The sequence below is a fragment of the Vibrio sp. IB15 genome, assembly GCF_016406055.1.
GTDB lineage: Bacteria > Pseudomonadota > Gammaproteobacteria > Enterobacterales > Vibrionaceae > Vibrio > Vibrio chagasii.
In genome coordinates this window covers 19,347-41,410 of the sequence record NZ_JAEFCE010000047.1, presented here as the reverse complement: position 1 = coordinate 41,410, position 22,064 = coordinate 19,347, and the positions used below count along the sequence as shown (strand labels likewise).

The window sequence follows — 22,064 nt, the reverse complement described above, 5'->3', positions numbered from 1 at the left end:
GTATGAACTCGCCAAGTCTCTTGATTAACCAGACTTGTGATCAAGAGACAGCCCATTGTGGGAGCCTTTTTACTTTTTAGGGTTCTGCTATTTTTATCTTGTCTGAGCGGCTTTGGGAGAGTGGTTGCTCGAACTATCTATCTGCTAGCAATGGTAAGGAACTATGCAGAGAACTATTGTGGATGCGATGACGCGAATTAGTGATGTGTCATAAAAGCGATCACGGCGCCAGCGACTACCAGGCAGCCACCAATGCGGCGCAATTGAGTATCGGGTTGCTCGCTTAGCTGAGCGACCATATTTCTCCAGCCATTTGGTGCGATTAATGGGCCAAGCCCTTCAACGATGAGAACAAGCCCAATTGCGAGCCAAATTGAATCAGACATGATGCTGCCTTATATCTATAAAAATATAATGATATCAGCATCTTTAGCGATCTGCTCTTCGTAATCGCTGTTTTATTTTTGTACAGCGTTAACGTTTATGAACAAAAAGTGACTGCAAGAAGTGTGATTCAGTGCTAGAATCCATTTTTAATTAGCAACAGAAATTGGAAAGATGGGAAATAACGTAGTCGTTCTAGGCACCCAATGGGGTGATGAAGGTAAAGGTAAAATCGTTGACCTTTTAACTGAAGATGCAAAATACGTGGTTCGCTACCAAGGCGGTCACAATGCAGGTCACACACTTGTAATTGACGGTGAAAAAACCGTTCTTCACTTAATTCCATCAGGCATCCTGCGCGATAACGTTAAATGTGTTATCGGTAACGGTGTTGTACTTTCGCCTGAAGCACTTCTTAAAGAAATGAAGCCTCTTGAAGAGCGCGGTATCCCAGTTCGCGAGCGTCTTTTCGTTTCTGAAGCTTGTCCTCTAATTCTTCCTTACCACATCGCTATCGACAACGCGCGTGAAATCGCTCGTGGCGCGAAAGCTATTGGTACAACGGGTCGTGGTATCGGTCCAGCTTACGAAGATAAAGTTGCTCGTCGCGGTCTACGCGTTGGTGACCTTTTCGATAAAGAAATGTTCGCTGAAAAACTAAAAGAAGTAATGGAATTCCATAACTTCCAACTAGAGCACTTCTACAAAGCTGAAACAGTAAGCTACGAAGATGTACTTGAGCAGTGCATGGGTTACGCAGATCTACTAACTTCAATGGTTATGGACGTAACTGACGAACTAGACGCAGCACGTAAGCGCGGCGACAAGATCATGTTCGAAGGCGCTCAAGGTACTCTACTAGATATCGACCACGGTACTTACCCATACGTAACTTCTTCTAACACGACTGCTGGTGGTGTTGCTGCAGGTTCTGGTTTCGGTCCTCGTCACATCGGTTACATCCTTGGTATCACTAAGGCTTACTGTACTCGTGTAGGTTCAGGTCCATTCCCAACTGAGCTATACGATGGTCTAGACAAGCAAGACCCAGTTGGTAAGCACCTAGGTGATGTTGGCCACGAGTTTGGCGCAACTACTGGTCGTCTACGTCGTACTGGTTGGTTCGATGCTGTTGCTATGCGTCGTGCAATCCAAATCAACTCTCTAACTGGTATGTGTCTGACTAAACTAGACGTTCTAGACGGCCTAGAAGAAATCAAGATCTGTACTGGCTACAAGATGGCTGACGGTTCTATCCTAGAAGTTTCTCCAATGGCTGCTGAGTCTTTCGAAGAAGCAACGCCAATCTACGAAACAATGCCAGGTTGGTCTGAAACAACATTTGGTGCTAAGTCAATCGACGCGCTTCCACAAGCTGCTCTTGATTACATCAAACGTATCGAAGACCTAACAGGTGTGCCAATTGATATCGTATCAACTGGTCCAGACCGTAACGAAACTATCATCAAGGTTCACCCATACAGTGCATAATGCCTGATTGAGTGATTACCACGGCACCTTTAGTGCTTTGATAATTAAATCGTTTTCTAAAAGCCGACTTTCTTAAGTCGGCTTTTTTATACTTGTAATTTGAGGGACGATACCAATCACAGTAAGTAAGTGATCAAAAATAGCGCCGGAAAAATGCTTGAGAACAAGGCAGAATTTTTCGATAAGTAGTTATTCTACAATCAAAAATTCTAACGAAGTTATCGAGTATTTTAACAAGCTAGAGTGAGCAGTTATTTACTACGATTGGTATATAGCTTTCTGTGATGATCTTTTGAACGCCATCTGGCAAAATATTGCCCATTAGCGGCAAGTTTTGTCTAAAGCGATACGCTGAGTTGCCGATACAGATATCATAGTGAGTGAAATGTAATTGAGTTTGGGTTGCCCAAAGGCTCGATGCGTTTTTAAAACCGATAAAAGAGTGCAGGTATGAAGCTACGAATTGTGGCAGCTTCATTGATAATGGCGCTGAGCTCACCCTTGAGTCATGCAAATTTGGCTGATGTCGGGGAGCCGGTTCCAATATATACAGAAGCTGAACTGATTAATTTAATCGAGAATAATCAACACCTAGAGCGAGTGAAAGCTGATAAGTGCCAGTTAGTTGAAGATATCGTTGCTCGTGCAACGCGTATTAGCTTGCCTTCTTATGAGTTTTTATACGGTGATATGCTGGCGTGGGGCGTGTGCGTTCCTCAAGATGTAGAGCTTGGTCTTTACTACATGGAAAACGCGGCACACCAAGGTTTACCTTCAGCACTAGAGCAATTGGGTCGTTATTATTCTCGTGGAACCTTGGTTCAACAAGACCAAGAGCGAGCGATCCCATACCTGCGTGAAGCGGCCTCTCTGGGGAACCTGAGTGCCAGTATTCATCTAGCAGAGCTGTTGTTGCGTGACTATGGCAGCCCGTTAGATTACGAAGATGCTTACCGCTGGTTATACAACTCAGTCACTGCAGACCAAAGACAACACAAGCGCATTACTGTATTGCGAAGTGGTCTGGAAAAGAGAATGCCAGACAATATTATCGCGCGAGCAAAACGACGCGACGTATTCTGGTAATACCGAGCTAGAAACCTGTAATGATTCCTGCACTCATTGTTACAGGTTACAAGATATAAAAAGCCCCGCCTAATCAAATTAGTGCGGGGCTTTTTACGTTTAGATGGTCATGTTATTCGATAGCGAACTTATTGAACGACTTCACCAGATTCGATAACGGTTTCACGAACTACCTTGGTAAAATCGAGCGCTTCCTGACGAATCTTATCTTCATTTACCGTTAGCATGTCGCGATCTTGCATGATGATCTTGCCATCGACGATCGTGTGACGAACATTGCCAGAGTTAGCTGAATACACCAGTGCTGAATACGGGTTGTAAACAGGAACCATGTTTGGTGCTTTAGTGTCGATCACTATGATGTCTGCTAGCTTGCCGACTTCAAGGGAGCCGATCTTATCTTCCATGTGTAGCGCTTTTGCTGCGCCCATTGTTGCCATGTCGATCACTTTGATCGGCGGCATTGCTGCACGATCTTTATTGACTAGCTTATGAACTTTAGCAACTTGGTTGAATTCATCGATAGTGCTTAGAGTGTTACCAGACATTGGGCCATCAGTACCTAAACCAATACGTACATTCTCATCATACATCTGTAGTGCAGGTGATACGCCTTTTGCTGACTTGATGTTCGCACTCATGTTATGAGCCACACCCATGTCCGACTTTTTCACAAGCTCAATATCATGGTCATCGATTAAGATCATGTGTGCACCAACTAGGTTTTTGTTGAGTGCGCCAATGCTATCCATGTATTGAACCGGCGATAAGCCTTCTGAACGCTCTGCGATCTTCTCTACTTCACGGTGCGATTCTGCAAGGTGGATCATCACTGGTACATCGAGCTCTAGTGACAATTTAGAAATCTTCTGCAGGACCTCTGTGGTGTTGGTGTAAGGCGCATGTGGTGCAAATGCAGGGGTAATACGTGGGTGATCTTTATATTCTTCAATAAAGTTCAACGCGTACTTGATACCTTCTTCGGCGTTTGCAGCATCGGCAACTGGGAACTTAATCACGGTTTCACCAAGGATGGCACGTATACCAATCTTATCGACGGTTTTTGCAACTTCATCCTCGAAGTAGTACATGTCGGCGTAAGTTGTCACACCGCCTTTGACCATTTCAACGTTACCTAAGTTGGCACCAATACGTACCATGTCGCGTGATACTAACTTCTTCTCTAGTGGGAAGATGTAGCGGTGTAGTCGGTCTGGCACATCATCGGCCAGTGAACGGAAAACCGTCATTGATACGTGGGTGTGAGTATTGATTAGACCTGGCATTACGATGTCGCCATCGACATCTAGCACTTGCTCAGCTTTGTATCGCTTCTCTAGTGAAGCATCGCCAACCGCAATGATTTTGTTGTCTTTGACGACAACCGTTCCGCTCTCATAAACCGTTTTGTCTTGGTTCATGGTTAGAACCATCGCATCGGTAATCATTAGATCTGCTTTTTCCATCGCAGAACTTGCGAATGGTAATAGCGCAAGGCTCGCCATTGCTGAAGCCAATAAGGTGCGTTTTAATTTCATATCAATACTCAGAACAGGAGTTGGTAAAAGTGTCTGGATAATAGTGCATTTCACTCATGAGGCAAACGTTTGTTTTATCGTTTGCGCGAAATTCTTATGGTAGTTTGTGATGATGAAGTGATGTTTCACAAAATGAAGATATGTATCAATCTGAGGTTATTTTCGGGTTTTCTAAAGCATATCTGTAGCTTACCTCTAGCATCGGATATACTAGGGGTATATACCTTCCTTGCTTAAGCAGGCCCGCCTATGTCAAAAAACACACCAATGTCAGAAAACACGACAGCTACCACTAACGTTGATCCTTTTGCCGATCGAGAGTCGAAAAATTACGACAATCCAGTACCAAGCCGAGAGTTCATTTTATCGTTTCTAACGGAAGCGAATATCCCAATGAACCGAAATGATCTATTCGAAGCGCTTGGCCTTGCTGGAGAGGAGCAATATGAAGGGCTACGTCGTCGTTTACGTGCTATGGAGCGTGATGGACAACTGGTCTTCACTCGTCGCCAATGCTACGCGCTACCTGAAAAGTTAGAGCTAGTGAAAGGTTACGTGATTGGTCACAAAGACGGTCATGGTTGGGTTCGCCCTGATGGTAGCAAAGGCAAGGATGACGATATTCTACTGCCACACCATCAGATGAAAACCATCATGCACGGTGACTACGTATTGGCTCAGCCAACGGACAACAGCAAGCGTGGCCGTCGTGAAGGTCGTTTAGTTCGCGTACTTGAAGAACGTACCACGCCAATTGTTGGCCGTTTCTTCTTAGAGTATGGCCACTCTTATGTGGTTGCTGATGACTCACGTATCAGTCATGACATCCTTATCCCAACCGAGCATAAAGGCGGAGCTCGAATGGGTAATGTGGTTGTGATTGAAATTACTGACCGTGGCGGTCGCTCTCGTAACATGATGGGTAAGGTAACTGAAGTGCTTGGTGAGAACATGGCCCCGGGCATGGAAACCAAGATTGCGATTCATACCCACCAGATCCCAAATGAGTGGCCAGAAGCTGTTGATAAGCAAATTGCTAACTTGGGTGAGCATGTCCCTGAAGAAGCGAAAGAAGGACGTGTTGACCTGCGTAAATTGCCATTGGTAACAATCGATGGTGAAGATGCGCGTGACTTCGATGATGCGGTTTATTGTGAAGCGAAGAAAGGTGGAGGTTGGCGCCTATGGGTAGCGATTGCTGATGTTAGCTACTACGTTCGTCCTGATACTGCATTAGATAAAGAAGCGATCAATCGTGGTAACTCGGTATACTTCCCGTCACAAGTAGTCCCAATGCTGCCAGAAGTACTTTCTAACGGCCTATGTTCGTTGAACCCACAAGTAGACCGTTTATGTATGGTGTGTGAGATGACTATCTCAGACAAAGGCAAACTGTCGGGCTACAAGCACTACGAAGCAGTGATGAACTCTCATGCTCGTCTTACTTACAATAAAGTAGGCGCAATCTTAGATGGCAACGAAGAGCTTCGTGAGCGTTACGTACAAGAAGTGCCGCATCTCGAAGAGCTGCACAGAATGTACAAAGTACTGAAGCAGACTCGTGACGAGCGTGGCGCAATTGAGTTTGAAACGGTAGAGACTAAGTTCATCTTCAATGCGGATCGTAAGATTGACCGTATTGAACCCGTTGTTCGCAACGATGCACACAAAATCATCGAAGAGTGTATGATTCTAGCGAACATCGCGTCTGCATCTTTGGTGGAGAAAGCGAAAGAGCCATCGCTGTACCGTATTCACGAAACTCCAGGAGAAGAGCGCTTAGCAGGCTTTAAAGACTTCCTAAGTGAGCTTGGTTTATCGCTAGACGGTGGTTTGTCTCCGTCACCAACGGATTACGCAAAGCTAATGCAGCAAATTAACGAGCGTGAAGATCGCGAGTTAATTCAAACTATGCTGCTACGCTCGATGAAGCAAGCGGTATACAACGCTGATAACGTAGGTCACTTTGGTCTGGCGCTAAAACGCTACGCTCACTTTACTTCGCCGATCCGTCGTTACCCTGACTTGCTACTGCACCGTGCAATTAAGTACCTTATTGCGAAAGAAGAGGGGCGTAACAGCGAACGTTGGACACCAACCGGCGGTTACCACTACACTTTCGATGAAATGGACTTCTACGGCGAGCAGTGTTCAATGACTGAACGTCGCGCCGATGACGCAACTCGTGAAGTGAACGACTGGCTGAAATGTGAATACATGCAAGACCACGTCGGTGAAGTAATGGACGGTGTGATTGCCAACGTTACCGGCTTTGGTTTCTTTGTGCGTCTAACGGAACTGCACATTGATGGCCTAGTGCACATCTCGGCGTTAGCGAACGATTACTACCAATTTGATGCGGTTGGTCAGCGCCTAGTGGGTGAAAGCTCTGGCAACATCTACCGCTTGGGTGACTCGGTTAAAGTGAAGGTTTCTGCGGTTAACCTAGAAACTCGCCAAATTGATTTTGATTTGGAAGACACTGCTCGTCAGCCTCGTGGCAAAGGTAAAACAGCCAAGAAGCGTGCTGCTGAAGCAATGAAAAAGGCGAAAAGTAAGAAACGCGCCGCAGTGAAGAGCAACAAACCAGGTGTCGCAGCTAAACCATTAGTTGAGCCAACTAAGCGACCAGATGGTAGTTCAGAAGCTTCTGAGAAAAAGAAAAAATCGCGTAATAAGACCGGTGCAGCAAAAGCTCGAGCGAAGAAAAAGCGCTCAGCAACTCGCAAGGCAAGGGCGGATAAGTCTTAGGACATCGCCAAGCGTTAACAACGAATGTAATGCGAGAGTATCGGGCGTGAAACGCATACTCTCGAAATAAACAACGCAGAGCTGAATGCATTGGAGTTAGTGCCGTTCATCTCTGAGCAATAAGAGTAATTTGAGACAATGAGTAACGAATTTATTTACGGTATTCACGCGGTGAAAGCCGTATTAGAAAAAGATCCAGTACGTTTCATTGAAGCGTATGTGCTGAAAGGTCGCCAAGATGAGCGTCTTTTACCACTACTGAATCAGTTGCAACAGTTTGGTGTATCAATCCAACAGATGGGCCGTAAGCCGCTGGATGACAAAGCACAAGGTGCAAACCACCAAGGCATTATCGCTAAGGTGAAGCCGGCTAAGCAGCTCAACGAAACTCACCTAGACGACATCCTAGCGCAGCACGAACAGCCATTGCTGTTGGTTCTTGATGGCGTAACAGACCCTCATAACCTAGGTGCGTGTCTGCGTAATGCGGATGCGGCTGGTGTTGCTGCGGTTATCGTGCCTAAAGACCGCTCTTCTCCATTAACAGCAACGGTTAGTAAGGTTGCATGTGGTGCTGCTGAAACAGTTCCGCTAGTACGTGTAACCAACCTAGCTCGCACAATGCGTGCTCTGCAAGAACAAGGGGTATGGTTTGTCGGTACAGCGGGCGAAGCGACGCACGACATCTATCAAGCGAAGCTAACAGGCCCTCTAGCAGTAGTAATGGGTGCAGAAGGTGACGGTATGCGTCGTCTAACGCGTGAGACCTGTGATGACCTGATCAAGATTCCGATGGCTGGTAGTGTATCAAGCCTGAACGTGTCAGTGGCTTCTGGTATTTGTCTGTTTGAAGCGGTACGTCAGCGTCTAGCTCAGTAAATTACTCATTGAATTGATTTATTTCTAACGCCCACCACATGCTGGTGGGCGTTTGTTTTCATCTAATTAAGGCAGATCTCAATAGAACCGCGGATGGTAAGGGGCTGTTGCTCTTTCGTGGTTGAATTTTGTTCGAGATAAAATCGTTTTAGGCGCGGCGAAGAGTATGTAGCCTAGTCATTCTAAGCAAATATTCTTCAACAAAGCACAAAATGATTTTTGCGGGGGCGCCTAGCTCGAACCCTTCGGGCAGCCTTTGTGGTTCATCTCTACTGCGTTATCGGCTTTTTATGTAGGCTAGCTACACGTCAAAGCCTCTGTCTTGTATAAATTTCCCACAAAGAGCTGCAAAAGCCAGCTCGAAAGATTAACAGCCCCTTAATGGCGAAAGAAAAACTGTTTCATTATTCGCCAAATACCACTTGCCAATACAGGGTTCTTTCTATAATATTTGCCGTCCTTAAAACTCGGTCATTTATCTTTAGTTCCTTGCTTCCTCTGGACGACCGAGCCATTCGTGGAAGCTAATAATCCGTAAGGAGCAACCAAATGCGTCATTACGAAATCGTATTCATGGTTCACCCTGATCAAAGCGAGCAAGTTGCTGGCATGATCGAGCGTTACACTGGTTCTATCACTGAAGCTGGCGGTACTATCCACCGTCTAGAAGACTGGGGTCGTCGTCAAATGGCTTACCCAATCAACAAGCTTCACAAAGCTCACTACGTTCTTATGAACGTTGAAGCTGGTCAAGAAGTGATTGACGAGCTAGAAACTGCTTTCCGTTTCAACGATGCAGTTCTACGTAACATGATCATGCGCACTAAAGGCGCTGTGACTGAGCAATCTATTATGCTTAAGCAAAAAGAAGAGCGTGCAGAGCGTGCTCCTCGTCGTGAAGAGCGTACAGAAGCTAAACCAGAAGCAGCTGCTGAGTAATTCTTTTTTGGCTTAATGCCTTAAAAAATTCTCAACTTGTTTTAAGTCTTTCACCACTTTCCGAAGTTTTGAAAGGCTGCATTATTAAATTTAAGATCAGGAGATAGCCCATGGCTCGTTTCTTCCGTCGTCGTAAATTCTGCCGTTTCACTGCAGAAGGCGTACAAGAGATTGACTACAAAGACGTAGCAACTCTTAAAAACTACATCACTGAAGCTGGTAAAATCGTACCTAGCCGTATCACTGGTACAAGCGCTAAGTACCAGCGTCAACTAGCTCGCGCTATCAAGCGTTCTCGTTACCTAGCTCTACTACCGTACACTGACAAGCATCAGTAATCGGTAATAGTTAATAATAGTTTAAGAGGACTAAGATAATGCAAGTTATTCTACTTGATAAGATCGGTAACCTAGGTGGCCTTGGCGACCAAGTAAACGTTAAATCTGGTTACGCTCGTAACTTCCTTATCCCACAGGGTAAAGCAGTTATGGCAACTAAAGACAACGTTGCTATGTTCGAAACTCGTCGTGCTGAACTAGAAGCTAAAGTTGCTGAGCAACTAGCTGCTGCTGAAGCTCGTGCAGAGAAAGTTAACTCTCTAGAAGGCGTTTCTATCGCTTCTAAAGCTGGTGACGAAGGTAAACTATTCGGTTCTATCGGTACTCGTGACATCGCTGACGCTATCACAGCGGCAGGTGTTGCAGTAGCTAAGAGCGAAGTACGCCTACCTGAAGGCGCTCTACGTAACATCGGCGAATTCGAAGTAAGCATCCAACTTCACTCTGAAGTTTTTGCTACTGCGAAAATCGCTATCGTTGCAGCTGAGTAATTTCAGTACCAAGACGAATTCTTTCTTTATGAAAGTTTTAAACACCAGCTTCGGCTGGTGTTTTTTTATATCTGGAATATAGGGAAGAGTAAGGGAGGGTTACAGTAGGCAAAAAGCTTACTATGATCCAAAAGCTCTGATGGCTGAACAAACAGCCATGGAAATTAGAATTGGAACAACAGGTTTATGGAGAGAACCGAGTCTTCTTTATCTAGCCCCTCGGGTACCTTGTCGTGGTACTGGCGAGAGTGTGCAATCTTCAGCGCGATATTGTCAGTAATATCGTTGATCGCTTCTAACTCGGTATCGAACTTCAAGTTACTGTGACCAGAGACAAGCGTCACATCGGCTTTTAGCTGCAAATTCTTCAACACCTGCCAAGAAGTATTCACGTTACCACGGAAAATCGCTTCTTCAACGATCTCTGGGAAGATGATGTCATCATCGTCGATCTCATCGAGGTTTGGTTCTTGGTAACGGAAACCCGGGCCCACTTCGACTTCCAATACAAACTCTTCGGTATTCGAAAACTGGTAACCCAGACCACTCGAAACGGTGTAGTCCTTAAAGTAAGCACTGTAGCGTGAATCGACGCCTTTAAAACTGCCGTAGAGATAGGTTTTAGGACTTAACTTGTAGTCACTCTGAGCTGTGTAAGTCGATTGCCTCTTATCTTCTTCACCATCTTTATAGAGGTTGTAGTATTTCCATTCGCCACTGGTTCTGTGGCGGCCAGCCGTGTACTCACCGTTTAAGCGTGCGTTTAGAGAGCGTGAATCGGAATTACCAGTATGCGACTGATATCCAAATTCGACTTCAGTTTTTAGTGGGCTTGGCAGTTCAGTGTCACTCGTATCACTTGGTGCGATATCCATATCTTTTTCTTCTGGTGCTGGTGCAACGACGATCGGCTCAGCAGTAGGTTCTGGTACTACTATCGAGTCGAGGATTGCATCAACATCGGTTTTAGCATCATCAGCTAAAGCCATCGGAGTGCTCAAGAGACCAGTGCATAGAATACCAGTGCTCAGAGCCAGTAGTTTGGACACGCATACCTCAGTTATACAGTGAACGAATGGCGAGATCGTAATGCTAGCCTTGGTTAATTTCGTCAGCAATAAGTAAATTCTTCCTACATAATAAAACAAACTCATAGGAACGCATTACAAATGAGTGTTCTTGGGTATAATGAACGATCATTATTAGTTATTGAGTGTAGTCATAGTGGATACCAAAAGTCAGAAATCAGCCAAAGATCAGGTGGACGCCATTAAGGTCCCGCCACATTCATTAGAAGCTGAGCAATCTGTTATTGGCGGTTTGTTATTAGATAACGAACGCTGGGATACGGTTGCTGAAAAGGTTGTGGCCAAAGACTTTTATAGCCGTCCTCACCGTCTGATCTTTGAAGCGGTAAAAGATATCCTTGAAGAAAGCTCTCCTCTGGATCTTATTACACTCTCAGAACACTTAGAGCTGCGTGAGCAACTTGAAGAAGTGGGTGGCTTTGCCTACCTTGCTGACCTAGCTAAGAACACGCCAAGTGCGGCTAACATTAACGCTTATGCGGATATCGTAGCTCAGCGTGCATTAGTTCGTAGCCTGATTGGTGTGGCGAATGAGATTGCTGATTCTGGTTACGATCCACAAGGTCGTACATCAGAAGACCTGCTCGACCTTGCTGAAAGTAAAGTATTCGCGATTGCGGAAGGTCGTGCGAGTGAAAACGAAGGCCCGCAAAACGTAGATAGTATTCTTGAGAAGACGCTAGAGCGTATCGAAATCCTATACAAAACTCCGCAAGACGGTGTGACAGGTGTCGATACTGGCTTTAATGACCTCAACAAGAAAACGGCAGGTCTACAAGGTTCTGATTTAATCATTGTGGCGGCACGTCCATCGATGGGTAAAACCACATTTGCGATGAACTTGTGTGAAAACGCGGCGATGAAACAAGACAAGCCAGTGCTTATCTTCTCGCTAGAGATGCCGGGCGAACAGCTGATGATGCGTATGCTTGCATCCTTGTCTCGCGTGGACCAAACCAAAATTCGTACCGGTCAACTTGATGACGAAGACTGGGCTCGTATCTCTTCGACCATGGGTATCCTCATGGATAAGAAGAACATGTACATTGATGACAGCTCTGGCCTAACGCCAACCGAAGTACGTTCTCGTGCGCGTCGTATTGCTCGTGAACATGATGGTCTTTCAATGATCATGATCGATTACCTTCAACTGATGCGTGTCCCTTCACTGTCTGATAACCGTACCCTTGAGATCGCCGAGATTTCACGTTCCCTAAAAGCGCTAGCGAAAGAGTTGAACGTTCCAGTTGTGGCACTTTCTCAGCTTAACCGTTCCCTAGAGCAACGTGCCGATAAACGCCCTGTTAACTCGGACTTGCGTGAATCGGGCTCGATTGAGCAAGATGCCGACTTAATCATGTTCATCTACCGTGACGAAGTGTATAACCCAGACAGCTCGCTGAAGGGCATCGCTGAAATCATTATCGGTAAGCAACGTAACGGCCCGATCGGTTCGGTTCGTCTTACATTCCAAGGGCAACACTCCCGTTTCGATAACTATGCAGGTCCTGCATTTGATGACGAGTAATCGCTAATGACGTATATGAAAGCGGCGACCGCGAGCATTGATTTAAATGCGCTTGAGCACAACCTGAACCAAATTAAGTCGAAAGCCCCGCAGTGTAAAGTGATGTCTGTTGTCAAAGCCAATGGCTATGGTCACGGCTTACTGCACATTGCTAAGCACTCTAAAAGCTCAGATGCGTTTGGTGTAGCCCGTATTGAGGAAGCACTGCAGCTGCGAGCTGGTGGCATTGTTCAGCCTATTCTATTGCTTGAGGGTTTTTATTCTTCCGGCGATTTACCGATACTTGTCACTAATAACATTCAAACGGTGGTGCATTGTGAAGAACAGCTTAGTGCTCTGGAAAATTCAGTTCTAGAATCACCGGTTGTGGTATGGCTAAAAGTCGATAGTGGTATGCACCGTTTGGGTGTTCGTTCTGAGCAATATCACGATTTCGTTGAGCGCCTGCATCAATGCCCAAATGTGGCTAAACCTTTACGCTATATGAGCCATTTTGGCTGTGCTGATGAGTTAGATAAAACAACGACTGAGCAGCAAACAGAATTATTCTTATCTCTAACAGAAGGTTGTGAGGGCGAGCGTTCGCTTGCGAACTCAGCGGGTTTACTTGCTTGGCCTAATAGCCACCTGGATTGGGTACGCCCGGGAATCATCTCTTACGGTGTATCGCCGTTTATTGATAAAACAGCACAAGAGCTTGGTTTTTTACCAGTGATGACCCTCACCTCACACCTGATTGCTGTGCGTGATTTGAAGGCTGGTGAAAGTGTGGGTTATGGCGCGAACTGGACCAGTGAACGTGACACCAAAGTGGGGGTTATCGCGATTGGTTACGGTGACGGCTACCCTCGAACTGCGCCTAACGGCACACCTGTGTTTGTAAATGGCAGAAAAGTGCCTATTGCAGGCCGAGTATCTATGGACATGTTAACGGTCGATCTTGGGCCGGATGCTCAAGATAAAGTCGGTGATGAAGCGATACTTTGGGGCAAAGAGTTACCTTCAGAGGAAGTGGCAGAGCATATCGGTACTATCGCTTACGAGTTGGTTACGAAACTTACCTCGCGTGTAGCGATGGAATACGTGAAGTAACTTGGTTAGTCAGCCCCCCTAACTTATGATGCTTTAGTTTCCTGATAAACCAGCCTTTCTAAGTTAAGGTTTATCTGCTCAATTTTCTATTACTCAAGGGGGACGCATTTCTGTGTCCCCCTTTTTATTTCGCTACTCTAGGCTTAGTTACGATGAGCTATTCTCCTTGGATAGTAGCAATCACAGTGCGGCTACCACCGTAGTCTCGGTGTTCTCCCAAGTAAATGCCCTGCCATGTTCCTAAAGCTAAACGACCATTGGTGATAGGGATTGTCACACTGTTGCCAAGTGTCGATGCTTTAATGTGAGCTGGCATATCATCATCACCTTCATAAGTATGTTTGTAATAGGGGGCTCGTTCGGGCACAAACTTATTGAAGTGTGACTCCATATCACTACGGACGGTCGGATCGGCGTTTTCATTGAGCGTCAAGCTGGCAGAAGTATGCTGAATAAATAGATGTAATAAACCAACAGATAAAGAGTTCACCTCGTGTATCTGTTGTTCAATTTCATCAGTAATGAGATGAAATCCACGCTTTTGTGCATTTAGGTGTATAGTCTTCTGAATCCACATACGCCATCCTTTATAATGTATTTGGAAAAAAAGTGGTTTGAGGCTATCTTTTGAACTTGAATTTATCAGGTCTCGCTCACATTTAATTGTGTTAGAGCCAGAGTCTGTACCGATTCCTGTCTCAGGAAATCTAATCCTGATTTATCTCAAGGTACAGCTCTTCATATACGGCATAATACGTCGTGAAAAAAAATTACAAAGAATCTTTCAGTGGTGACGCGGTTTGGTCATCACAGAAAAATATAAACTTTCGCCTAATCGGGGGTTCTATTCATCACCCAGGTGACGTTTAGAATAAAACCTACAGTAACATCGGGATAGATACCATGTTGAAAAATATCAACCCAACGCAAACACAAGCGTGGAAAGCTCTAACAGCTCATTTTGAGTCTGCTCAAGATATGGATATGAAAGAGCTGTTTGCTCAAGATGCAAAACGTTTCGAGAGCTTTTCTACTCGTTTCGGTTCAGACATCTTAGTCGATTACTCTAAGAACCTAATCGACGCAGAAACGATGCAGCACCTATTTGCTCTTGCAAACGAGACTGAAGTTAAGTCTGCAATTGAAGCGATGTTTAGCGGTGATGCGATCAACAAGACTGAAGGCCGTTCAGTGCTTCACACTGCACTACGTAACCGTAGCGACAAGCCAGTAATGGTTGACGGCAAAGACGTAATGCCAGCAGTTAACGCTGTACTAGCAAAAATGGAACTGTTCACACACCGCATCGTTTCTGGTGAGTGGAAAGGTTACACAGGTAAAGAGATTACTGATGTTGTAAACATTGGTATCGGCGGTTCGGATCTTGGTCCATACATGGTGACTGAAGCACTAACGCCATACAAAACTCGCCTAAACATGCACTTCGTTTCTAATGTAGATGGTACGCACATCGTTGAGACACTTAAGTCTCTGAACCCAGAAACAACGCTATTCCTAGTAGCATCAAAAACATTCACGACTCAAGAAACAATGACGAACGCACACTCTGCACGTGATTGGTTCCTAGCAGAAGCAGGTGATGAAGCGCACGTAGCTAAGCACTTCGCTGCACTATCGACGAACGCAACTGCAGTCGCTGAGTTTGGTATCGATACTGACAACATGTTCGAATTCTGGGACTGGGTTGGTGGTCGTTACTCTCTATGGTCTGCGATTGGTCTTTCTATTTCTCTTTCTGTAGGCTTCGATAATTTCGTTGAGCTACTAGAAGGTGCTCACGAGATGGATAACCACTTTGCTTCAACTGAGTTTGAAAGCAACATCCCAGTAATCCTTGCGCTAATCGGTATTTGGTACAACAACTTCCACGGCGCTGAGTCGGAAGCGATTCTACCTTACGACCAGTACATGCACCGTTTTGCTGCTTACTTCCAGCAAGGCAACATGGAATCAAATGGTAAGTTTGTAGATCGTGAAGGTAACCCAGTAGAGTACCAAACAGGTCCTATCATCTGGGGGGAACCAGGTACAAACGGCCAGCACGCGTTCTACCAACTGATTCACCAAGGCACTAAGCTGATCCCATCAGACTTTATTGCTCCTGCAATCAGCCATAACCCAGCATCTGATCACCACCAGAAGCTAATGTCTAACTTCTTTGCTCAAACTGAAGCACTAGCATTCGGTAAGACAAAAGAAACTGTGGAAGCTGAATTCCTAGCGACTGGTAAAACTGCAGAAGAAGTGGCTGAACTAGTACCTTTCAAAGTGTTTGAAGGTAACCGCCCAACGAACTCTATTCTTGTTAAGCAAATTACGCCTCGCTCTCTGGGTAACCTGATCGCGATGTACGAGCACAAGATCTTTGTTCAAGGTGTTATCTGGAACATCTTCAGCTTCGACCAGTGGGGTGTAGAACTTGGTAAGCAACTAGCGAACCAAATTCTTCCAGAGCTTGCTGATGACGCAGAAGTGACATCTCACGACAGCTCAACGAACGGTCTAATCAACGCATTCAAAGCACTTAAAGCTTAATTGAGTTGATAGCATAAAAGTTAACGCCAACCTTAGGGTTGGCGTTTTTGTATCTGTAGAGTAAGCAATGGTTAAATCGCAGGTAATAAAAAAGGCTAACGTATCGACGCCAGCCTTCTAAATATTTTGCAGTAGTTACTTTTATTCGAAACAGATCTCGATGAAGGCATTACCCCACTGAGATGAGAAAGGCATGATGATGATTGCGCCTTCGCATTTGTGACGAATAGTATGGCCTTTACCAGAAACCACAATCGGCGTTGCCATGTCGAAGTCGAAGCCGCTTTCCGCAAGAATACGTTTTGCACCGCCTGTTACCATGTTGGTGATCTCACCAACCATGTCGGTTACTTCTTCGTTCAAACCGTTTGGTCGCTCACCAAGCATGTTTTCCATGATTTCCAGAGCCAGACCTTCATCAAAGGTAATCGACATTGAGCCACGTGATTGTGGACCAACCATACCGATTAAACCAGAGACATCACCACGAGCGATTTCATCTTTCTTAACTCTTGGTTTTTGTGGCTTCAATTCTAGAGAAGCCATCGTTTTTAGAACGTTCATCAAAGAAGCTAAAAACGGGTTTACAAATTCAGCGCGCATAATGTTCTTCTATAATCTTATTCTTTCATATCGGAGGAGCAAGACTGGCAAATGCCATGCGATTCAATGACGTGGTTGGTCAATTGAAAGCCATGCTTCTCAGCGTTACTCGCGAGCAGAGTCACAAGGGAATCGTCTTGTAGTTCTATCACTGTGCCACATTTATCGCAGATCAGTAGTTGGGAGAAATGTTTATTGGCATTACAAGAACAGCAGCATATAAAGCTGTTGGTTGACTCAACTCTGTGAATGAAACCTTGCTCCAACAAGAAATCCAAAGCGCGATACACTGTAGGTGGCTTTGCTTGCGGCTCACTGACTTTCAATTGCTCTAATAATTCATAAGCACTAGAGGCTTTCTTATTAGAGAAGATGAGCTCAAACACTCGCTTTCTTTGAGGCGTTAATCTAACACCACGCGATGCGCATATCCCTTCAACTTGCTCTATTAATGTGTGGTCCAAATTCTTCACCATTCAATCGGACATCCTTAAACAAACCCTATTTTCAGGTTATTTCGGCTAAGGAGCCATTGATTTCTATTAAAGTCAGGTACAGAGCGTATTGTGACCCACGACTTTTAATAAGACAAGGTAACTCAAAATGACATTGTGACTCAAGGCATAACTGATTAGTGACGCTGAATTAGAGATCTGGTGAATGGTTTATAAATAATGTTTGCATATTGGGAGTGCTCAAATAGCTCGAGACACCATGTTTTGGTGGGCTTTTTATTTGAATACGCATTGATAGGTCATATAAGACTATTTTATATGAACGCATTCAACGTAGCTTACAACTAAGCAAATTTAAATCTCAAGTTATTGAGAGAAATATTTTGCAACATCATAGTTGCTAAGTTGTATATTGATATTGTTGACTATGAGGCGTCAGATACCTACTATGCGCCCATATTTTTACAGGAGAAATATTATGGAAAACGACAGTCGAAGGTGGATTACTAGCTCAAGAGCGAGGATCCTATTGGAGTAATATGGACTAAACACTGTTTCCCCCTTCAATTCTTCTCTCCCTCTTATTAATGACGTTGGTTTCTTTCTTTGAAACTCAAACGTTATCTTGTTAGTAACCACCTGAAAATGAGGTTTTTTTCTATTGCTCGAATAGGGCAAGGGATCGTCATATCTAATAAAAAGGTGCGTTATTATGACCGTTATTAACACAGTAAACGAATACAACCATCATCAAACCGTTAGCTTCGAGTCTGGTGCGACTCAGGTAGATTTCACTCTTTTTAATCATTGGATTGAAATACGTGAGATACAAAAGCTTAACCAACATTTTAACGCTGAATACATTCAGCAAGCGCTTTGTTTTACTCCTCAGTTATCGGCAGAGTCGCTTCAACGTCTTTGTTCACTTGAGGGGTTCGACTATCAGCAAGATGTAGAGCTGTTTCTTCAAGCAAGGCATCCAGTTATCCATGCTGTTAATTCCGCAGCAATGACAGTGCTCTATCATGATATGTCCGTAGAGCAGGCGAAAAAAGCATTGAACAGTCTGTATGTTGAGTTTGCCTGTCTTACTATCGTCGATGATATGGGACGGTTTGTTGGCCTAATCAAACTGGATATGTTGTTTAAGTCTCAACCTGATTTAAAACTGTCTGAGATTGTACATCATGCCATCAGCTGTCATTTTAGCGCATCACAAGAACATGCGGTGGCGCTACTCAAACAAAGTCGTTTTGACGTTGTTCCAATCTTAAATAGTCAGGGACTTCCTGTCGGTTTGCTATCGGCTAAATCGGCGATAGATATCGTTACCGAAGAGCAAACTGAAGACATGGAACGATTGATGGGCATTCAGCAAGATGGTCATGTCGGCGACTATATGAACTTGTCTGTTATGGATCATGTGAGTAAGCGTATTGTCTGGGTAATAGGCCTAGCCATATTGGGTTTGCTATCCGGTATGGTGATCCATAGTTATGAAGATGCAATTGAAGCGTTTACGGTTTTGGCCTTGTACATGCCAATGATAGCGGACTCTGGCGGTAATGCTGGTACGCAGTCTGCGACTGTGATGGTGCGCTCTCTGGCGTTAGGAAGCATCAAGCTGCGTGACTGGCTGTCCGTGTTGTGGAAGGAAACACGCATTGCCATTGTTATTGGTGGTGCACTGGCTTTTATTACCTTAGGTAAAGTGAGCTTACTGTCTTATGGCGTTGAGTTGCCGGCGAATCTGACATTAACCATGTTGGGCTGTGCAATTGGCCTAGCACTCTTCTTCCAAATAGTCTCTTCTACCGTTATTGGCGCTATGCTACCTATGATGACTAAACGACTCAACCTAGACCCTGCCGTTGTCGCTAGTCCAGCGATAACCACCATCGTTGATATTGGTGGGCTGCTAATCTATTTCTTCTGTACTACTCGATTACTCGGTTTGTCTTAACCTCAGAGTAGGAGTTGTCATCATGAATATAGAATGGAGAGCTAGCAACGCTATAATGGTGTCCCAGATGCTACGAGGTGGTGAGGTTGGAACCATAGATATCAAGATCTATATGGATAGCCAACGTTATTCAGTTGCAGATTTCAGTGAGGAGGCAACTGATGATCTGTACCGTTCAATATTCCTCTATCACAACACTGATAGTCTATTAACTGAAGAAGCTCGACTGGAGCTCATCTCTCTGGAAATGGGTCACTGGTGTCCTACAACTGAAAGTAGACTAGTGGAATGGTTAACGTCGTTCCATACTGCGATACGTGCACGTTGTCTTTCGGTTTGTTGTGAGTCTGGATACCCTGGCGTGCCATCTTTGTGTTGGCAGGTGGAGAGGGTAAATTATAAGTTTGCTCTTTTGTTTGAGCGTTGCCCATCGGCGCGCTCATTACATCAACGCTTATTGGTCATCGCATGCCAAGAGCTGTTAAAACTCTATGAAAGGTTGAGAGACAATCATGCAGAGTCGTCATCGCAATCTGTGTTGAGCTGTTTGTCTCGGCTTTTGTTTGAACGCAACCATATTGCAGGCTGGCGTCCATACGAACAGAGAAAGAAAGCATATAGTGGAACGGGGTATCGTGATGAAATCGAGGAGTTTGCCTCTAGTTGGCCGGCTTATCGGCATGAACACTTATGTGCTCAGCGCCGTGCATCCGTAAACCACCTGATAACCATTGCTTTAAGCAGCATGCTCGCTATGTCAGTCGTGTTAATGTTCAATATTCATTTGATGAAACAGGATGGACATTTGACTTTGAGTCTACTTATATTGATCTGCTTACTTTATGGTGGGCGTGATGTAGTCAAAGAAGTTCTCAAATTAAAGATCACTAAGCAGCTTAACAAATTTAATTTCTACCGAAGATATAAATTGATTCGACCTGGAAGTTTTCGAAGTATTGGTAAACGAAAAACTCGGATGCAGTCTCAATTTAGTCCGCAAAAAGCATCATCTAAGATGTGTTTGCAAAAAGCGGAGAGTATCTCTGTTGCCAAAAGACTTAGTAAACATGCAGTATCAGTGTACTGCGAGACTCAAATATCACTAAACAGCTTAGACAAATATCGTAAGACGCAGCATTTTAGAGTGCTGAATCAGCATGGAGAAAGTGAACGTACACCAATACGAGATAATCGTGATTTGCATATTTGCATCCAAATTACCCAATCAAATAGAAACACCATAACAAAATCATTTCGTTGTAATAATGAGGACAATAGTCGTTGGTTTGAAATAAAACCGGTAAGCTAGATTGAGGTGGCTGGTGGCCTTTGAATTGCAATTGTTGGTCCAGATACGAGCTGGTAACCGCGTTGGTTCGATTATTAGCCACTTCGCTTTCTTTTTGAAACTCTTCCGCTCCCTGTGTATTATTAGCTGTTTTTTTGATCACGATAACCGCTTTATTACTGAGTGTGTGAAACTCCACAATATTCAAAGCGGATTTGATGGGTAAAATTATTAGGTAAAACAATGACCAAGCCAGGTAACATGAGTAAATTCCAATCAAACCGCTTATCCGTTGCACCCATGCTCGATTGGATTGATTAAGCAGCCTTAGCAAGGGCTGAGCTAGTTTGAGGGGTACTATAGGAGTACCGCACTCAATAGATACTTCTACGCGTTACATTCTTTGGCCTGACCAAACCACCTCACCGATGATCTCGAAGTCGTTACCTTTAATCTCTTCTTTTCCAAGTTCCCATGCTTCATAAGCACTATTGTCACTGACTACCTTGATTCCGTTTGGTAGAAATTGAAGTCTCTTCACCATCAATCGATTGTCATATCTGAATACGTAAATCCCATCAGTAGAAAAACCATCAACACGGTTCACCATTACAACGCTTTGATTCTTAAGAGTTGGGATCATGCTGTCACCGCGAACGGGCATCAGGAAGATATTGTTTGGGTTAAAGCCAAGCTCTTGCCTAATAAATTTCTCACTGAAAACCATTGCGCTAGATTCTTCTTCTTTTTCAACAAGCGTGCCTTGTCCAGCACTCACCTCAATATCGAAAAACTTAAGCTCAAGATAACCAGTAGGCAAACTGACGGCCTTTTGTGATAGCTGTCTAGCTTTGAGGAATATTTTTTCAGGGATGTTTTGACGCTCTCTCCACGTATAAATCGTCTTTGGAGATATCTCTAAAACCTTTGCTAGCTCTGCATTCGTAGAGGTATTCGTAACCTCCTTTAACTTCCTCAAACTTAACTCAAACTCGCTCATTATCGCCTCAATTCTTCAAAAATGTGTTGAAATCAAAAAGTAATGCCTCATAATTAACTCAAATCGACTTTGAGGAACTCTGAGGAATTGTGAATTGGTTACAGTTACCTCAAGTGTACTACATGGAGGAATTATGAACACAAGATTTGCTTTACTTGCGCGATTTGAAAACCCGACTGTTGAACTTAAACAGATCAGCCAAGAATTTTTTGGCATCACTCCAAAGACGGCAGAACAAAAAGCCAAAGGCTGTGACTTCCCCGTTCCTACTTTTAAGTTACGTGATTCAGAACGTAGCCCTTCGCTAGTCAAGATTGAAGACTTGGCAGCATACATTGATAAGCGTCATGCAGAAGCCAAGCAAGATTGGCTATCGGTAAACGGATAGAGGATTGAGCATGAATAATGTAACGACTCCGAATCACAGCGTTAGCGTAGACCTCTCTCATTCGAGTGAAGCCAAAGAGCTTTTCATGATTATTAAAGGTCGCTTGTCTTGTTTAAGCGAGTCTTCACCTGAGTTTGAATTCTTATACCCAATTTATAACCAGTTCCTAGAAGCCACCATGTTATTGGAAAGTTTGGAGGAATAGA

21 protein-coding genes are annotated in these 22,064 nt (G+C 44.4%); 14 read left to right on the top strand and 7 right to left on the bottom strand.

Annotation, left to right across the window (positions count from 1 at the left end; genetic code table 11):
* Nucleotides 1-197: 197 nt before the first annotated feature.
* Nucleotides 198-386 (bottom strand): DUF2065 domain-containing protein, encoded by a 189-nt coding sequence (locus JC606_RS16775; RefSeq protein WP_004741286.1) that lies wholly within the window; start codon nucleotides 384-386, stop codon nucleotides 198-200.
* A gap of 172 nt (nucleotides 387-558) precedes the next feature.
* On the opposite strand from JC606_RS16775, the gene JC606_RS16770 reads away from it, so the two are divergent.
* Together JC606_RS16770 and motX are read left to right on the top strand one after the other, a co-directional pair.
* Entirely contained in the window at nucleotides 559-1,875 is a 1,317-nt protein-coding gene (locus tag JC606_RS16770; protein ID WP_004741285.1) for an adenylosuccinate synthase, read from the top strand.
* A gap of 450 nt (nucleotides 1,876-2,325) precedes the next feature.
* Nucleotides 2,326-2,961 carry a flagellar protein MotX gene (gene motX, locus JC606_RS16765; RefSeq protein WP_137408840.1) on the top strand — a complete coding sequence of 212 codons (636 nt, stop codon included), beginning with the start codon at nucleotides 2,326-2,328 and terminating at the stop codon, nucleotides 2,959-2,961.
* A gap of 128 nt (nucleotides 2,962-3,089) precedes the next feature.
* On the opposite strand, the gene JC606_RS16760 is transcribed toward motX, so the two are convergent.
* Nucleotides 3,090-4,499, bottom strand: coding sequence for an amidohydrolase (locus JC606_RS16760; RefSeq protein ID WP_198779022.1), 1,410 nt, complete (start codon nucleotides 4,497-4,499; stop codon nucleotides 3,090-3,092).
* Nucleotides 4,500-4,748: 249 nt separating this feature from the next.
* Here JC606_RS16760 and rnr point away from each other — a divergent pair, with 249 nt between their 5' ends.
* The 5 genes from rnr to rplI all read left to right on the top strand — a co-directional run bounded on the left by rnr (nucleotide 4,749) and on the right by rplI (nucleotide 9,897).
* Entirely contained in the window at nucleotides 4,749-7,250 is a 2,502-nt protein-coding gene (gene rnr, locus JC606_RS16755) for a ribonuclease R (RefSeq protein ID WP_102422993.1), read from the top strand.
* A gap of 138 nt (nucleotides 7,251-7,388) precedes the next feature.
* Nucleotides 7,389-8,129 (top strand): 23S rRNA (guanosine(2251)-2'-O)-methyltransferase RlmB, encoded by a 741-nt coding sequence (gene rlmB, locus JC606_RS16750; protein ID WP_198779021.1) that lies wholly within the window; start codon nucleotides 7,389-7,391, stop codon nucleotides 8,127-8,129.
* A gap of 549 nt (nucleotides 8,130-8,678) precedes the next feature.
* Nucleotides 8,679-9,068, top strand: a complete 390-nt coding sequence (rpsF, locus tag JC606_RS16745; protein WP_004741278.1) for a 30S ribosomal protein S6 — start codon at nucleotides 8,679-8,681, stop codon at nucleotides 9,066-9,068.
* A gap of 110 nt (nucleotides 9,069-9,178) precedes the next feature.
* The gene (gene rpsR, locus JC606_RS16740; protein ID WP_000090472.1) at nucleotides 9,179-9,406 is read left to right on the top strand and encodes a 30S ribosomal protein S18; all 228 of its coding nucleotides are present in this window, start codon (nucleotides 9,179-9,181) and stop codon (nucleotides 9,404-9,406) included.
* A 38-nt stretch (nucleotides 9,407-9,444) separates the two neighbouring features.
* On the top strand, nucleotides 9,445-9,897 hold the full coding sequence (gene rplI / locus JC606_RS16735) for a 50S ribosomal protein L9 (RefSeq protein WP_008223927.1): 453 nt from the start codon (nucleotides 9,445-9,447) through the stop codon (nucleotides 9,895-9,897).
* Nucleotides 9,898-10,061: 164 nt separating this feature from the next.
* On the opposite strand, the gene JC606_RS16730 is transcribed toward rplI, so the two are convergent.
* A complete protein-coding gene (locus JC606_RS16730) occupies nucleotides 10,062-10,946 on the bottom strand; it encodes a DUF481 domain-containing protein (protein ID WP_137408842.1) in 885 nt (294 codons plus the stop codon).
* A 175-nt stretch (nucleotides 10,947-11,121) separates the two neighbouring features.
* Between JC606_RS16730 and JC606_RS16725 the strand changes: the two genes are divergently transcribed.
* Together JC606_RS16725 and alr are read left to right on the top strand one after the other, a co-directional pair.
* Nucleotides 11,122-12,513, top strand: a complete 1,392-nt coding sequence (locus JC606_RS16725) for a replicative DNA helicase (RefSeq protein WP_004741275.1) — start codon at nucleotides 11,122-11,124, stop codon at nucleotides 12,511-12,513.
* 6 nt (nucleotides 12,514-12,519) lie between these two features.
* Complete coding sequence (gene alr, locus JC606_RS16720) at nucleotides 12,520-13,605, top strand: alanine racemase (RefSeq protein ID WP_137408843.1); 1,086 nt, start codon at nucleotides 12,520-12,522, stop codon at nucleotides 13,603-13,605.
* 157 nt (nucleotides 13,606-13,762) lie between these two features.
* Here the strand turns inward: alr and JC606_RS16715 are convergent, their stop codons facing one another.
* The gene (locus tag JC606_RS16715) at nucleotides 13,763-14,182 is read right to left on the bottom strand and encodes a secondary thiamine-phosphate synthase enzyme YjbQ (protein WP_004741273.1); all 420 of its coding nucleotides are present in this window, start codon (nucleotides 14,180-14,182) and stop codon (nucleotides 13,763-13,765) included.
* Nucleotides 14,183-14,508: 326 nt separating this feature from the next.
* Between JC606_RS16715 and pgi the strand changes: the two genes are divergently transcribed.
* A complete protein-coding gene (pgi, locus tag JC606_RS16710) occupies nucleotides 14,509-16,161 on the top strand; it encodes a glucose-6-phosphate isomerase (protein ID WP_137408844.1) in 1,653 nt (550 codons plus the stop codon).
* A gap of 141 nt (nucleotides 16,162-16,302) precedes the next feature.
* On the opposite strand, the gene JC606_RS16705 is transcribed toward pgi, so the two are convergent.
* Complete coding sequence (locus JC606_RS16705) at nucleotides 16,303-16,764, bottom strand: chemotaxis protein CheX (RefSeq protein WP_004741271.1); 462 nt, start codon at nucleotides 16,762-16,764, stop codon at nucleotides 16,303-16,305.
* 17 nt (nucleotides 16,765-16,781) lie between these two features.
* Nucleotides 16,782-17,240, bottom strand: coding sequence for a zinc uptake transcriptional repressor Zur (zur, locus tag JC606_RS16700; protein ID WP_063524689.1), 459 nt, complete (start codon nucleotides 17,238-17,240; stop codon nucleotides 16,782-16,784).
* Between the two features lie 691 nt (nucleotides 17,241-17,931).
* Between zur and JC606_RS16695 the strand changes: the two genes are divergently transcribed.
* Both JC606_RS16695 and JC606_RS16690 read left to right on the top strand, forming a co-directional pair.
* Nucleotides 17,932-19,182 carry a magnesium transporter gene (locus JC606_RS16695; RefSeq protein ID WP_137408845.1) on the top strand — a complete coding sequence of 417 codons (1,251 nt, stop codon included), beginning with the start codon at nucleotides 17,932-17,934 and terminating at the stop codon, nucleotides 19,180-19,182.
* A gap of 22 nt (nucleotides 19,183-19,204) precedes the next feature.
* Complete coding sequence (locus JC606_RS16690) at nucleotides 19,205-20,491, top strand: hypothetical protein (RefSeq protein ID WP_137408846.1); 1,287 nt, start codon at nucleotides 19,205-19,207, stop codon at nucleotides 20,489-20,491.
* Between the two features lie 373 nt (nucleotides 20,492-20,864).
* On the opposite strand, the gene JC606_RS16685 is transcribed toward JC606_RS16690, so the two are convergent.
* Nucleotides 20,865-21,470: a S24 family peptidase gene (locus JC606_RS16685; protein WP_048667338.1), complete on the bottom strand. Its 606-nt coding sequence runs from the start codon at nucleotides 21,468-21,470 to the stop codon at nucleotides 20,865-20,867.
* 133 nt (nucleotides 21,471-21,603) lie between these two features.
* Between JC606_RS16685 and JC606_RS16680 the strand changes: the two genes are divergently transcribed.
* Together JC606_RS16680 and JC606_RS16675 are read left to right on the top strand one after the other, a co-directional pair.
* Nucleotides 21,604-21,858 (top strand): pyocin activator PrtN family protein, encoded by a 255-nt coding sequence (locus JC606_RS16680; RefSeq protein ID WP_016783608.1) that lies wholly within the window; start codon nucleotides 21,604-21,606, stop codon nucleotides 21,856-21,858.
* A 10-nt stretch (nucleotides 21,859-21,868) separates the two neighbouring features.
* A complete protein-coding gene (locus JC606_RS16675; RefSeq protein ID WP_198779020.1) occupies nucleotides 21,869-22,063 on the top strand; it encodes a hypothetical protein in 195 nt (64 codons plus the stop codon).
* Nucleotide 22,064 lies beyond the last annotated feature (1 nt).